Raw genomic sequence first — 14,950 nt, 5'->3', positions numbered from 1 at the left:
TATTGGCTTAATTTAAGCGTGTTTCTATTTTGCTGGTGCCATCTTCTTCGGTAAATTTAAATACAAAATCTTTTTTACCGTCTTGGTTTATGTCTACCAGAAGAATATCTTTATTATTTTTAGGCAGCGTTAGTTTTAATTTTTTACGTTTATCATTTAGCAGTGAGTCTTGCTCTCCGTAATAAATATACAGCGTTTTTTTACTGTATTTGTATACTGCGTCAATATAGCTGTCGCCGTTAATATCACCTAAATATAGGGCTGGCTCGGAATCATCGCCGTTCATTCCTACTTCCATTTCTAAATCAAGTTCGATACTCGATTTATTGGCAAATGAGCCGTCGGGTTGCTGCTTATAAATGTTCATTTCTACATCTACATCAGTACTGCCACCGCCCAATGCCATAGACGCAATAGTACCTAAGCCAATATCTAAATCCATTTTTTGTAAATCAATTAAGCCATCATTATTAAAATCAGTTTTGAGCAATAACTCACTAGGGCCTTGTGTTTCAAATAAGGTAATGGGCGTATTACTAAAGCCTTTAGCACTTCCTAGGTACAAAGTATGTGCTATTTTTATATCTAACGAATCCATACCTTGCGTTGGCTTAAACTGTCTAGTTGTAAAATCTAGAAATCCGTCGTTATTAATATCAATAATTTGCTTTATTTTGCGAGTTTCGCCATTGCTTAGCTCGCCTAATTCGATGTTAAAATCAATTGAGGTGAGCTTTTGCTCAAAGCCTTCTGAATTAGCAAGTAGTACATCTGCTCCAAAGTCATTTGAAAAAACCAAGTCGCTTAACCCGTCGTGGTTAAAATCAATAACAACGGGTTTATTGTTAATATTAACTTCTAGAGAAAGCCCTTTTCCTGAAAAGCTGCCTTCATACATAGGTGTTTGTTTAAATTTGTTAGGCTTAAAGCTGCCATCTTTATTTTGAATGTATAAAGTACTGCTTGCTAACCCAGGGATGAAAATATCGCTTAGACCGTCGTTGTTGGCATCGAAGACAAAGTCTACTTTTTCAAATTTATCTATTTTTAATTGATTTAGAACCGACTCATAATTAAACAATAGTGTTGGTTTACCAGCATGGGCTTTGTATACGCCATCACTTGTTAGTACGAGTGCTTGTTTATCGGTAATGTTAGCAAGTGTAGCCACATCAAACCCGATGGCATTTTTTGGTAAAGCAAGTTCACTACTTAGTGATGTGAGTAAATTGATGGCTTCTAATTGTTTTGATTCTTTATTATATGCAAATAAAATCTCTGAATCGGTTGATACTAATTCATCCGTTGTTTTTATTGCCATTGTTTGAGCTATAGCGCTAATGGGGGTAAGTAAAGTGATGAGTGAATAGCAAAGTGGTTTTATCATGCAAATCCCTTTTTTATATTTAGTTGTATCGTTACATTTTTATTATTCACTTATATAAGCAACATCAGCGCACAACTTAACGTAGGGTCCAGCGCTGGCGGTTTGCTAATTAGCGTAAATTTAAACGTAATACACTTATGTAAGTTGGTTTATATTTAGCCTACGCTAATAACTATGTACTGGGTGTAAGTAATTGTAAGATTATGTTTTAAGAAGGGCTTGTTGACCTTTCAGGATTGAACTTTGTTCAACCCAAGGAAGATTTAATCGCGGCGCGAGGTTTGTAACCTAGTAACAAAGAGTCAATCTCCCCTAGGCAGAACCCTTCGGGCAGCGAATGTTTGGCATTTATGCTGCGTTATCGCCTATTTATGGGGAATAACCACACTACATAGGCTCTGCATTGCCTAAATACCAAACAGTCTGCTGCAAATTTAACCTCGAAAGATAAACAAGCCCTAATAAGAAAGGTAGTGCAAAACTCATATGGCAGTTAAGCGCTTTTAGCGGGTTTTGGTTATCAACGGCACAGCTTATTTTGCTCATTTAAATAAGCATCTACAAAATCTACTTCCATCGGTTTTGAAAAGTAATAACCTTGCAGGTGAGATACACCAATATTAGTAAGCGTGTTTGCTTGTTCAATAGTTTCAACGCCTTCGGCAACAACAGTAAAATCTAAAGATGAGGCCATTTGTACAATTGCATGAATAATACTTAACCCTCTTTTATCCATATTTTGAATAAAACTTCTGTCTATTTTTACTATATCTACACCAATATCAAGCATGCTTGATAGTGATGAGTAGCCAGTTCCAAAATCATCAATTGAAATACAAAAGCCTTGTTTTTGTAGTGCTTTCACGGCTGTCAAAAATGTGAGTTTATCTTCGGCAAATACTGATTCGGTAATTTCTATATGCAGATCTTTAGGCTCTACTTGGTGATTGTTTACTATTTTTAATACCTTAGTTACAAAATTTGGATCTTGTAATTGTATTACCGATACGTTCACGCTTACTGCAATTTTTGTCGGTAAATGGTTGAATTTATTTGCTTGTATACATGCTTGTTCTATGACCCAGAGGCCCATTTGGGTTATTAAACCGTATTGCTCGGCAATAGTTATAAACTCATCAGGGAAAATATTTTCACCGTCTAGTTGCCAGCGTAATAATGATTCGAAAGAGGTTACTTTTGATGTTTTGCTATCTACAATTGGCTGAAATACTAGTCTTAAACTGTTTTCTTCTATGGCACTGGCTAGGCGTTGACTCAACAGGTACTCTCTTTCTTGTTTTAATTTGAGTGAATCGTTATAAATATTGATATTACCTTTAGCCATGCGTTTTTGGTGATACATTGCAATATCAGCAGAGCGAATTAAGGTATTTAAATCACTCCCGTGCTCAGGGTACATGGCCATTCCAATAGTTGCTGATACCCATTTTTGATATTTATATGTTTCATGCTCGGCGCTAATGCTTTGAAGCACTTTATTAGCAAACTCGATAAGCTCAGTTTGGCTTTGATACGTTGCTAAAATTAAAAACTCATCTCCGCCCCAACGGCATTTATAGAGTTGTTGGTTGCATACATTACTAATTCTCAGTGCTATTTCTTTTAATACTTTATCGCCTACTTTGTGACCCAACGAATCGTTGATTTGCTTAAAACCATCTAAATCTACAAATAATAAAGCAAAGGGTTCTTTAGGGTTATCTGCTAGTTGTTTGTTTGCATTTTTTAAAAATGCGGTGCGGTTTAATAGATTTGTGAGTGGATCGGTATTCGATAAGCGGTAAATTTCTTCAGTGCGTTGTTCGACCTTGTTTTCCATTTCATTAAGCAGCTCTCTGTTTTGGTTTTTGAGCTTGATTGCACTGTGTGTAAATGTGGCTGATTTGTACGAAGAGGCAATCATGATTGTGGCAAAAGTTAAACCTAATAACCCCAATACGTGTTGGTAGTGATCGTTTGAAAGCGCTAGCAAAAAAGAGTAGGGCGCCAATAAAGTAAAACTATATAGAACAGCGGTAAAACGACTTCCAGACAGCAAATTTGCAGAGCCACCGGCAAGCGCCGATAAAATAGCAATGGTCGTAGTAACTTCCACCGTAGATGAAGTGCTATGAAACCAAAGAGCATAACCACACCAAGACACGGCTGTTGATATACAGCCAATAGCAAAGCGATTTAGATAAGAATGTGTGTTGTAAGGTTGGCGAGAATTTTGAGCTTTCAAAAAAAGCCCTACATCAATAATACGTAAAGTAAGCACGCACATCATTATGCCTAACCAGACTACTTTATCGTGGTTAGTTTTCTCATTAGTTATATCAAAAGCAAATACTAAAGCAACGCTGACTAGTACAGAGACTGCAATTCCGGAAATAGCATTCGAGTATAAAATTTTGAGCGCTTCTTTTCGCTCATTATTACTTAAATTGTTATATGGCACTAATTAAAACCTTTTTCAAAAACAACCCCTAGGAAATTAAGTAAACCATTTAGCAAATTACACTAATGCAATACTGGTAATACAAAGAGCTTAATAAGCCTTTACGCAGCTAAATAAAACTTTAATGTAAAGTAAATATAGTTTATGGGAGGGATAAAAAAAGTTTAAAAAGTAAAAAGGCCCAAAATAAATATTTATTTTGAGCCTTAAAATTATCAAGCAGGTTAAAGTGTTAACGACTTTACTTGCTGTTCTATAGATTTAACCTTCGAAATCGCTATCGTTATGGCGCTCTGCCATTTGCTCTTCTTCAGGACCCCATGTGCGATTTACGCGACGACCACGCTTTACTGCGGGGCGCTCTGATATTTGCGTAGCCCAGCGTACAACATGGGTGTATGAGGCAACATCTAAAAACTCTGCTGCATCATATAAAGCTCCAAGCACTAACGATCCGTACCACGGCCAAATTGCAATATCGGCAATTGAGTATTCATCACCTGCCATGTATTCATTTTCGCTTAAATGGCGATTTAACACGTCAAGCTGGCGTTTAGTTTCCATGGTAAAACGGTCAATAGGGTATTGCATTTTACTTGGTGCGTAGCTATAAAAATGACCAAATCCGCCACCTAAGTAAGGCGCTGAGCCCATTTGCCAAAATAGCCAGTTACGACACTCAGTTTTAGCTTTTAAATCTTTAGGTATGAGTACATCAAATTTCTCAGCCAAATACTGTAAAATAGAACCAGATTCAAAGATGCGAGTAGGCGGCGTGGTTGAATGATCCATTAGCGCTGGGATTTTTGAGTTTGGATTAATATCAACAAAGTCAGATCCAAACTGATCGCCATCACCTATGTTTATTAAATATGCGTCGTAGTCTGCATCGGTGCAACCAAGCTGTAAAAGCTCTTCAAACATGATAGTCGCTTTTTGGCCATTAGGTGTCGCAAGAGAATAAAGCTGAAATGCGTGCTCACCAATAGGTAGAGTTTTGTCATGAGTCGCGCCTGCAATTGGGCGGTTAATGCTGGCAAACTTACCGCCACTTTCACTTTCCCACGTCCATACTTTTGGTGGCGTGTATTCGTTTTTATCACTCATAAATAACCTCTGTTAGATGAAATACATATATGGTAAATGTGGCCATAAAAAATTAATTAAAGGCCCTAATACTTAATTTACCGACCTTTTAATTTATCGGCTTTTGCTAATCTATAACCTAAAAACAATCCGCTTAGCGCTCCAAATAAATGGCTTTCAAACGATACATGATAGCGCTGGGGTAAAACACCCCATATAAAACCGCTATAAAGTATAGCCACTACAACAGCAATTATAATTGATTTTAATGAGCGTCTTACTAAGCCGTAGCATAGAATAAAGCCCCATAAACCATATATAACACCGCTTAAACCAACATGTATGTTACTGCGCCCAAATGCCCAAACTAACAGTCCACCAACTAGAGCGGTAAAAATAAATACGTTATAAAAACGTTTTACGCTGTACTGGCAAATTAGCCAACTTAACACTACAAATGGAATCATATTACTGGCGAAGTGCCACCAGCTACCATGTAAAAAAGGTGCGCATAGTATGCCAATTAAGCCTTGGATACTGCGTGGATATATGCCTAAACCATTTAGGTTTATACCAGGTAGGCTATTGATCACTTGTAGTACGAAGCAAATAACAACAATACTAAAAATTGCGAAGCGGGTACTCGTTAGTAATGACAGTGTGGTTGGCTTGGTTGCCATATAATCACCCTAATTGACTTTAAGAGTTGCCAGTATAGGAATTGTATTTGCTAATGAAAAGCAATTAAAAAAGCACAGCATAAAATGCTGTGCTTATTTTTAATTTTTACTCACTATTAACCTAGTTTGGTTAATAGTTTTTTGGCTGCTAGTTCAGAGCTTGCTGGGTTTTGACCGGTAATTACTAAACCATCTACTAGCGCTAATACGCCCCAGTCGTCAGTTTTTTGATAATCGCCGCCTTTTTTAATTAGCTCGTCTTCAACTAAAAATGGCACGATATCGGTAAGTTGCACTGCAGCTTCTTCAGAGTTAGTAAAACCAGTTACTTTTTTACCCGCTACTAATGCATTGCCATCGGCATCTTTAACATTTAAAAATGCAGCACTTGCATGACATACCGCAGCAACAGGCTTTTGCTCTTTTACAAAGCTTTCGATAAGTGAGATTGAGTCAGTGTTATCAACTAAGTCCCATAATGGACCGTGACCGCCTGGGTAAAATACAGCGTCAAAATCGCTAGATTTTACTTCACTCAACACTTTAGTGTTTGCCATAAGGGTTTGCGCTGCGCTATCTGCGTCATAACGTTTTGTTGCATCTGTTTGAAAATCGACAAGCGTACTTGTCGGATCAATGGGTGGTTGACCGCCAGCTGGAGACGCTAATGTTACTTCAACGCCTGCATCAACAAATGCATAATAAGGGGCTGCAAATTCTTCTACCCAAAAACCTGTTTTTTCGCCAGTGTTACCAAGTTCTGCGTGAGATGTAAGAACCATAAGTATTTTTTTAGACATTGAATATATTCCTTCTGATGATTTAAATTGGTTTATCTTGCTTACCAATTACTATATGCACTAACAGAGCTTTAAACAACGATGATAAATTTAACTTTATTGGTTTAATAATTGATACAATAGAGGGGTTGAATTTAAAACACGCTACGGAGCACATATGAAGGTGTCGTTTGAGCAGTTAAAGAGCATGGTTGTATTTGCGCAAATTGTAGAGCAGGGCAGCTTAACCGCTGCTGCCAAACAGCTAGGGCTTACGCGAGCAGTTGCAAGTTATCATTTAAAAAAATTAGAAACGCAGCTTGAAGTTACTTTACTAAATCGCTCAACCCGCACCATGGCGCTCACTGAAGCAGGCATTGCTTATTATGAGCGTTGTAGAATAATTACCGAACAAGCTAATGCGGCTAATCAGCAAATAGAAAATATAAAGAGCGAGCCACAAGGTTTACTTAAAATTAGTTGCCCAGTAAATGTGGGAATGCAGTTAATTGTGCCTGCAATAAATACGTTTAAGCGCCAATACCCTAAAATTAAAATAGACTTACAGCTTACTGACGATGTGGTTGATATTATTAAAAATGGGTTTGATTTTGCAATTAGGGGAGTGGCACTGAGTGACTCCAACTTGCAGGCAACCAAGCTGACTACAATGAGCACTTGTATTTGTGGCGCGCCGGATTACTTTACACATTTTGGTAAACCTAAAACACCTTTAGAATTGGCAGATCATCAATGGGTGGTTTATCAGCTAGGAAGTAAAACGTTAACACTTTCAAAAGATGGCAAAAAACACGACATTACAATGCAAGGCGCCTTAAGTACTAATAACGCAGCTGCACGTACTGCCTTTGTAGAAGCAGGGCATGGCATTGGGCGTATTCCGCTTTACGATGCGTGGCCTAAAGTACAAGCAGGGCTACTTGAAATAATATTAGATGATTATAAAAGCAAAGATATTGAACTGTACGGGGTATTTCCGCCAGGGGCTGCGGGTTCTAAAAAACTACGATTATTTATTGATTACCTAAAAGCATATTTTGTAAAACAGCATACCTCCTTGGGTATGCTGAAAAGCGTTTAATTATTTTCGCTTTTTAAATATTTATAAAGCATTTATAAAACACTTATAAAGTACGGCTAAATAATGCAACCGCTTGTTGATACATATTAATTGCAAGGGCTGCATCGTATCGCTCACCTTCATCACGCATAAAGGCATGCTGGGCATTAACTTCTTGCCATTGGTAATTAATGCCTGTGTTTACGCATTGCTGGTATATTTTAGTGCGGCCTTCTTGTGGCACATGCGGGTCTTGTTTACCCCATATAAAGTGAATTTCGCCTTGTATATCAGCCATGCGTTCAAATGAGTTATTACCTGATTTTGCCGGTAATGTATTGCTATGAATATCAGTCGCGTATAAGCAAAAAGCCGCTTTAATTTCAGGATTAAGCGCCGCTCTGTAAGCTAAATGCCCGCCAATACATACGCCCATAGCGCCTACTGTACCTGTGCAGTAATGTTGCTGCTTTATAAAGTCGATCATGGCTTGCGTGTCGCTATCATGATGCTCAAGTGGTTTTGCCCACTTATCTGCATTGCCTTTATCTTTACCTGCATCGTCGTAAGCAAGCACAGTGCCCATAGGATTTAACTCGTGAAATACTTCCGGTACTAATACCACAAAGCCATGGCTTGCTAAAATAGCTGCGCTGCGTGCAATAGGTGCAGTTTGCTGAAAAATTTCAGAATAAAAAATAATAGCAGGGAATTGCCCTTGCGCCTGAGGGCGATATACGGTTGTTCGCATTAAACCTGTAGGTGTTGGCAAGTCTGCGTTATGTTGTTGAATTATCATAAAAGCGCTCAGTTAAATAAAATTATATATAATGATATGGTAACTGAGCGCGATAAAATAAACGACTTTTGTTGTCGAGTATTTATACCAACCTGCATAAATCTTTGATCAATTTAACGAATTAAATTTCACTATAACGTCGTTAAAAATTTTTTATTTAGAACAACTAGATAAAAAATTTTTGCCTAGTTCTAGCGTAATTTTCTTAACGTTAAATAGACCCCATATATAAGCAGATTGGTATTAAATACTTGCAGGCATTTTATTACAACTAGCGTAATAACTTACGGTAGCCGGCCAATCTGAAAATATAGCCATTACACCCACGTCCTTTGCGAGTACATCAACGACCGTCATCATGTCGCCATCGTTATCTATAACATCAGCAATTGATTGATAGTAATAACCACCACCTTCATTAAGCGGACCTGAGCGCTCAAGGCTCCATGCAATAAGCTCTAAACCTGCTGCTTTTGCGTCAATGGCGTATTGTGATGGCACTATATTACTTTCGCTGTCTATTGTTAGCATCATCCAAATTGGAGGCGCTAAAATTTTAACGCCATCGGCAACAAGCTCATCCATGCTAGGTTGCCATGTTTGCGGGTTGTTTGGATCAAATCCTGCTTCGCTGTCGCGACCATCTAGGTATACGCTTTTATCTGCAAAATCAGGGTTGGTATTAATCCAGTATTTTACGTCATTAAGATTAAACGACTGCGGATAAACTTTTGAGGCTGGCACACCCATTTGTGTGTATTCGTCTAGCATTTTTTGCGCGTATTGCTCTTGGGTCATTCCATTAAATGGCATACTTACTTGCGGCGATTTAAGTTCTGGGGTCATTTTTACGCCCATCTCATTAAACAATGCAATACTTTGCTTATGAGTCATTAATGTCCCTTGGGTCGCATATAAGTCAGTGCGCCAATTGGGTGTACCATCCATGTAATCGGCAACGGTGGTTGCATTTGTGTTTGCACCATCCATTTTACCTTCAAGGGTTAAAAACTCCGCTAGACTTATATCACTGGTACAGCATTTAGCTGAAGCGGCAATACCATTAGTAGGGTCGGCTGGTGTAAATGGCACACTGCATTTAGCTGCAAGTTCAGGAGTGGCTAAAATATTAGTTGTGGTGTGTAAGTCGCATTGAGAGTGGCGACATACAAGCTCTTTGTCGTTTGTAAAAGTAACATCGCATTCAACAATACCTGCGCCCATTCTAGCAGCAGCAATGTAGGCTTCTTTAGTGTGTTCAGGGTACTGCATTGACGCACCGCGATGACCAATAGAAAAGTCAGTGCGGTAAAAAGGACCTTCACTACAAGATTCTAATTTTGTTTTTAAAGCGCTGTCGCTCATATCATTGACTAAATAATAAGGACGAGTGCCTAATTGAATATCTGGTGCATCACCACTTGGTACCTCTACAATAACAGGCGTAGGTACTTCAACAATCTCAACTTCGGTGTTGGTAACAACCACTTCTTTTTCTACTATTTCTACATCGTCATCGCAGCCTGCAAGTGTGGCTAACAATATACAGCTTGTAAGTAAGGTAATACGCTTCATTATTTATCCTTAAAAAGTAAAATTTGTACTACCTTAATGATTATTAATGACAATTTAGCTACAAGCTTATTAATTTACTTTTTATTAATTTACTTTTTTATTAATAATTTGATTCACTATTAATGCACCTAACATTATAGCTGCTCCAATATTTAGCCTAACAATGTCAGCGTCTCTGTTCCATATAAGAACATTAACTATAATACCAGCCGGAATAAGTAAGTTATTCATTACGGCTAAAGCTCCAACGTTGACGAGTGTTGCGCCTTTATTCCACATAAAGTAACCAAGGCCTGATGCAACAACTCCTAAATAAATCAGTATTCCCCACTGAGTAGAAGTGCTTGGTAATTTATTTGAATTACCAAATAATGCATAGCAAATTGTGGCAATAATAAGTGCGCCTATAAAAAACCATCCAAATATGGTTTTATCATCAAGCTGATTGTTCATCATTAAGCGTTTATAGGTTACTTGGCCTACAGCAAAACTTATGTTCGCACCTTGAACTAATAATAAGCCAATTATGAAATTGCTATTTAGATTTTCGTAACGAATGGTAATTGCACCAATTACAGCAATAAGTGCGACTATAAAAAAGCGTGGGTTAAAATGTTTGTTCAATGCATCATTTAGCATGGTAATGTACAAAGGAGTCATTACTGTAAATAGCAGTACTTCGGGGACGCTTAAAAATAAAAAGGAGTGGTAGTAAAAGCTATACATAACACCAAGTTGTATAGCGCCAATCAGCATGAGCTTTAAGGCTAAAGGTTTAGGTGTTTGTTTAAACTTTAAAAATGGTAAAAATACGAGGGTTGCTAGTGCTATGCGAATTAACACACTAAACCATGCATCAACCTGACCCGCTAAATACACGCCAATTAAACTAAATGAAAATGCCCAAAGTAGGGTAACCGCAAATAAGTACCGCATAGCTGTCGTCTTTAAATAATTAATGGCAGCAGTTTATCTTTTATAAATTAATGTATAAACAATAAAAGCCCGCAAGCGGGCTTTTATAAAGCAATAATTAATAAACTAAGTTACTAGGGCGTGTTGATCTTTGTGGATTGAAATTTGTTCAATCTAGGGGCGATTTAATCGCGGCGCGAGGTTTGTAACCCAGCGGGCTAAGTAAAAACCGAGTAACAAAGAGTTAATCGTCCCTAGAAAGAACCCAAAGGGCAGCGCATGTTTGGCATTTATGCTGCGTTATCGCCTATTTATGGGGAATAACCACACTACATAGGCTCTGCCTTGCCTAAAGACCAAACATACTGCTGCAAATTCAACCACGAAAGGTCAACATGCCCTAACTATTCAACTAAACCACGGCGCTTAAGTAGTGCGTCGGTCGTTGGTTTTTGACCTCTAAACTCAATGTAGCTTTGCATTAAGTCGCGGCTGTTACCTTTTGATAGGATTTCTTTACGGAACTTATCACCATTTTTACGTGTTAAGCCGCCGTTGTTTTCCATATGTGCAAAGGCGTCTGCTGCAAACACTTCAGTCCATAGGTACGCGTAGTAACCCGCTGAATAACCACCTGCAAATGTGTGGCTAAAGAAGTTTGATTTGTAACGCGGTGGAACAGGGTAGTAAGCAATACCGTGTTTTTCTAGCGCGTCTTGCTCAAACTTTTGAACGTCAGCTACTTTTTTATCAGAACCAAATGAATGCCATTCCATATCAAGTAGTGCAGCGGCTAAGTATTCAGTAGTGCCGTAACCTTGGTTGAATTTTTGCGATTCAAGTACTTTATCAAGTAAAGCTTGTGGAATTGGCTCACCTGTCTTGTAATGCTTAGCATAGTTTGCAAGTACTGTTGGTTCAATCATCCAATCTTCATTTGCTTGCGACGGAAACTCAACAAAGTCACGCGCCGTTGCAGTACCCGCTAGGCTTGGGTATTTAACATCTGAGAATAAACCGTGAGCAGCATGACCAAATTCATGGAACATAGTAGACACTTCATCAAACGTCATTAGCGTTGGCTCGCCTGCAGCAGGTTTTGGAATGTTCTGCGCATTGTAAATAACAGGTTTGGTGCCTTTTAAGCCGCTTTCGCTAACGTATGCACTCATCCATGCGCCGCCACGTTTACCTTCACGTGCATATGGGTCTAAGTAAAATAAACCAATAGCGCTGCCATCAGCGTTAAATACTTCGTATACGGTTACATCTTCATGATAAACAGGAAGATCTTTACGTTCTTTAAACGTAATACCGTACAGTTTGTTCATTGCAAAGAATAAGCCATCGTGAATAACCGATTGCATTTCAAAGTATGGTTTAACAAGTGCTGGGTCTAAGTTGTACTTTTCTGCACGTACTTTTTCAGCATAAAAAGTCCAATCCCATGGTTTAAGCTCAAAGCTTTCGCCTGAATCGTTAATCACTTTTTGAATAGCGGCTGCTTCAATCTTTGCTTTTTCAACTGCTTTTGGTGCTAGGTCATCAAGGATGCCGTAAACGTTTTCAGTTGTTTGCGCCATACGCGACGTCATTACATAAGAAGCCCAATCTTTGTAGCCTAAAAGCTCTGCTTTTTGAGCGCGTAGGTTGGTTTCTTTAATAATAATAGGGCCGTTAGTTTTTGCTGCACGGTTTGCAGAGGCTTTAAAAATTCGCTCACGCAGGTCGCGGTTTTCAAGGCTACTTAAAATTGGTTGTTGCGTTGTATTTACCAAAGTGATCATGTAGCCGTCTTTGCCCGCTTTTTTAGCTGAAGCTGCAAGGCCTGCAATTTCGCCTTCAGAAAGACCTGCTAATTCACTTTTATCTGTAACTACAATAACGTCTTCTTTAAACGATTTTAAAATGTTTTGTGAAAACGCAGTAGATAGCTGAGCTAGCTCTGAGTTAATTTCACGCATTTTAGCTTTTTCAGCGTCATTTAATTTAGCACCTGCTTTTACAAACTGCTTGTAGTAAAAATCAACTAGGCGTTTATCTTCTGCGTTTAATTTATCTTGATTGTCGTAAATTGTTTGTACGCGCTTAAATAATTCACCGTTTAAGTAAATATCATCTGAGTGAGCAGATAATACAGGCGCCATTTTTTCATCAATACGCTGGTATTCAGCATCTGAAATTAAACCTGATAAGTTATAAAAAGCAGCCGATACGCGATTTAATAGCTCCCCTGACAATTCCATTTTAACTAATGTATTTTCAAATGTTGCTGGAGCAGGGTTGTTAGCAATGGCTTGTACTTGTGCCGTGTGTTGTGCGATACCTGCATCGAATGCAGCTTCGTAGTCTTTTGTACCAAATTTATCAAACTCTGGTGCCATATATTGCAATGGGCTTGGCTTAAATAAAACATTGTTTGCGTTCATGTCTTGCACTTGTGCTGCGCCTTCTTTTGCCATGTTTTGTGTATCGTTAGATGAACAGGCCGATAATATTAAGGCACTAGCAATAGTAGTGGCGATCAGGGTTTTACGCATAATAACTCCATAGAAAGATTAGCCGGAATAGGCTTTGCGAGTCGAAAAACCTAGTTAACTTATCAAATTTTGGCGTTTATACAATAAAGTTTATCGGTATTAAGGGGGATTTGAACGCAAATTAGCTAATATTTAGCTTTAAGGGAGGTAAAAGTAGCTCTAAAAGTAAACACCTGAGCTACTTAATAAGTCGTTGAGTCATAATTGCTTAGTTATATCCAAGTACAAATTTTCTCTCAGAGCCAAAGTTGCTAGGTTGTTGTTGGCCAAACTCTTTGTTGATAGATGCCAGTGTTTGCTCTTGTTCTGCAAGAAGGCACAAAATTTTATTTCGGTAATCTAGGCTGCTTTCAAATAAATGTAAGTCTACCTGCGGCTGCAAAGTAGCGAGTCTTTGATTTAAAGTAAGTTGTGTCATATGTGATCTCCAGTGCTTGTACACTATTTATATAGCACTCGGTGCAATAAAGAGTTAATAAATTGTTCATAAAAAGTATATTGAACTTATTAACTTGGCGTTTTAGTTATATTATGACTGCTAAACTTACCCAACACTGAACCGCTTTCACTTTATAGCGATTTAAATTTAAAGCGCTCCTTTGCTTGTTTTGGAAAATAAATGACCTTAGAACACATAAACCAAATTCTTGCCTTTGTTGTATTTAGTTACAGCGATGTACACATTACCGTAGCAAAAATTATTAAAGTGCCTTTAATACTTTTCGCTATTTGGTTTATTGTGACGCGTATTGGCAAGCTAATAACAAAAACATTATTGGCGAAAAAGTTAAGCCAAGATGCCGTGCATTTATTTACACGTATCTACTTTATTTTAAGTATCGCTATTTTAATTTTTACATCTTTAGAAGTATTAAGCATACCGCTTACTGCGTTTGCTTTTGTTTCAGGTGCAATAGCCATTGGTGTAGGCTTTGGTGCTCAAAATATTATCAATAACTTTATTAGTGGCTGGATACTAATGTGGGAACGCCCAATACGTATTGGTGACTTTTTAGAGGTAGGCAATGCAAAAGGCGTGGTAGAAACAATTAATACTCGCTCAACGCGTATTCGCCGAAATGACGGCGTACATATGCTTATTCCTAATTCTCAATTGCTCGAAAATACAGTAACAAACTGGACGCTAATAGATGGCAACGCACGCTCATCGGTCAGTGTAGGTGTTGCGTATGGATCAGACGTGATACTGGTTAAAAAGCTTATTCAACAAGTGCTTGATGATCATGAAGCAATATTGGCTAATCCAAAGTCATCGGTGTTATTTGATGACTTTGCAGATAGCTCGCTCGTATTTAACGCTATTTTTTGGGTGTGCGCCGAGTCTGAAACCATGCTTAGAAAAGTACGCAGTGATATTCGTTTTAGTATTTACGCTGTATTTGAAAAGCATGATGTAGTGATTGCTTTTCCGCAGCGTGATATTCATATCGACGGTGAAATTGCATTTAAGCGCTCATAGTTCAAATATAGTAAATATTAAAAGTCGCTCTTGGGCGGCTTTTAATAAAAACACAGGTGTTTCTATTTTAGGTTAACATGTAAAACAATCCCTTCTTCCTACTCCATTTTATTAAATCCAATAAAGGACATATGTCCTTAATATTAGGATTTTGCATCTAAATAGTG

At 38.1% G+C, this 14,950-nt stretch carries 12 protein-coding genes; 2 read left to right on the top strand and 10 right to left on the bottom strand.

Features of this window, described 5'->3' with window-relative positions; translation table 11 throughout:
* Positions 1-7: 7 nt before the first annotated feature.
* From I6F45_RS07330 to I6F45_RS07310, 5 genes are all read right to left on the bottom strand, one after another.
* A complete protein-coding gene (locus I6F45_RS07330) occupies positions 8-1,387 on the bottom strand; it encodes an FG-GAP repeat domain-containing protein (protein ID WP_010555359.1) in 1,380 nt (459 codons plus the stop codon).
* Positions 1,388-1,907: 520 nt separating this feature from the next.
* Positions 1,908-3,848 carry a putative bifunctional diguanylate cyclase/phosphodiesterase gene (locus I6F45_RS07325; RefSeq protein WP_165729026.1) on the bottom strand — a complete coding sequence of 647 codons (1,941 nt, stop codon included), beginning with the start codon at positions 3,846-3,848 and terminating at the stop codon, positions 1,908-1,910.
* A gap of 261 nt (positions 3,849-4,109) precedes the next feature.
* Entirely contained in the window at positions 4,110-4,955 is an 846-nt protein-coding gene (yghU, locus tag I6F45_RS07320) for a glutathione-dependent disulfide-bond oxidoreductase (RefSeq protein ID WP_007581288.1), read from the bottom strand.
* 77 nt (positions 4,956-5,032) lie between these two features.
* Entirely contained in the window at positions 5,033-5,614 is a 582-nt protein-coding gene (locus tag I6F45_RS07315; RefSeq protein WP_010555361.1) for a rhomboid family intramembrane serine protease, read from the bottom strand.
* Positions 5,615-5,730: 116 nt separating this feature from the next.
* On the bottom strand, positions 5,731-6,414 hold the full coding sequence (locus I6F45_RS07310) for a type 1 glutamine amidotransferase domain-containing protein (RefSeq protein ID WP_165726437.1): 684 nt from the start codon (positions 6,412-6,414) through the stop codon (positions 5,731-5,733).
* A gap of 157 nt (positions 6,415-6,571) precedes the next feature.
* Between I6F45_RS07310 and I6F45_RS07305 the strand changes: the two genes are divergently transcribed.
* A complete protein-coding gene (locus I6F45_RS07305; RefSeq protein WP_007581293.1) occupies positions 6,572-7,495 on the top strand; it encodes a LysR family transcriptional regulator in 924 nt (307 codons plus the stop codon).
* Between the two features lie 43 nt (positions 7,496-7,538).
* Here the strand turns inward: I6F45_RS07305 and I6F45_RS07300 are convergent, their stop codons facing one another.
* The 5 genes from I6F45_RS07300 to I6F45_RS07280 form a co-directional block, all read right to left on the bottom strand.
* Complete coding sequence (locus tag I6F45_RS07300) at positions 7,539-8,273, bottom strand: dienelactone hydrolase family protein (RefSeq protein ID WP_197160103.1); 735 nt, start codon at positions 8,271-8,273, stop codon at positions 7,539-7,541.
* Positions 8,274-8,516: 243 nt separating this feature from the next.
* Positions 8,517-9,848, bottom strand: a complete 1,332-nt coding sequence (locus I6F45_RS07295) for a glycerophosphodiester phosphodiesterase family protein (RefSeq protein WP_197160102.1) — start codon at positions 9,846-9,848, stop codon at positions 8,517-8,519.
* A gap of 84 nt (positions 9,849-9,932) precedes the next feature.
* Positions 9,933-10,784 carry a carboxylate/amino acid/amine transporter gene (locus I6F45_RS07290; protein WP_197160101.1) on the bottom strand — a complete coding sequence of 284 codons (852 nt, stop codon included), beginning with the start codon at positions 10,782-10,784 and terminating at the stop codon, positions 9,933-9,935.
* A 383-nt stretch (positions 10,785-11,167) separates the two neighbouring features.
* Positions 11,168-13,303 carry a M3 family metallopeptidase gene (locus tag I6F45_RS07285; RefSeq protein ID WP_007581300.1) on the bottom strand — a complete coding sequence of 712 codons (2,136 nt, stop codon included), beginning with the start codon at positions 13,301-13,303 and terminating at the stop codon, positions 11,168-11,170.
* A gap of 208 nt (positions 13,304-13,511) precedes the next feature.
* A complete protein-coding gene (locus tag I6F45_RS07280) occupies positions 13,512-13,721 on the bottom strand; it encodes a hypothetical protein (protein ID WP_024590275.1) in 210 nt (69 codons plus the stop codon).
* A 201-nt stretch (positions 13,722-13,922) separates the two neighbouring features.
* On the opposite strand from I6F45_RS07280, the gene I6F45_RS07275 reads away from it, so the two are divergent.
* Positions 13,923-14,783, top strand: a complete 861-nt coding sequence (locus tag I6F45_RS07275; protein ID WP_007581304.1) for a mechanosensitive ion channel family protein — start codon at positions 13,923-13,925, stop codon at positions 14,781-14,783.
* The last annotated feature ends 167 nt before the right edge of the window (positions 14,784-14,950 follow it).

Source organism: Pseudoalteromonas sp. SWYJZ19 (assembly GCF_015864375.1).
In the GTDB taxonomy this organism is placed as follows: Bacteria; Pseudomonadota; Gammaproteobacteria; order Enterobacterales; family Alteromonadaceae; genus Pseudoalteromonas; species Pseudoalteromonas arctica.
Note: the sequence above shows the minus strand (reverse complement) of the source record. Positions and strands in the feature narration are given on the sequence as shown.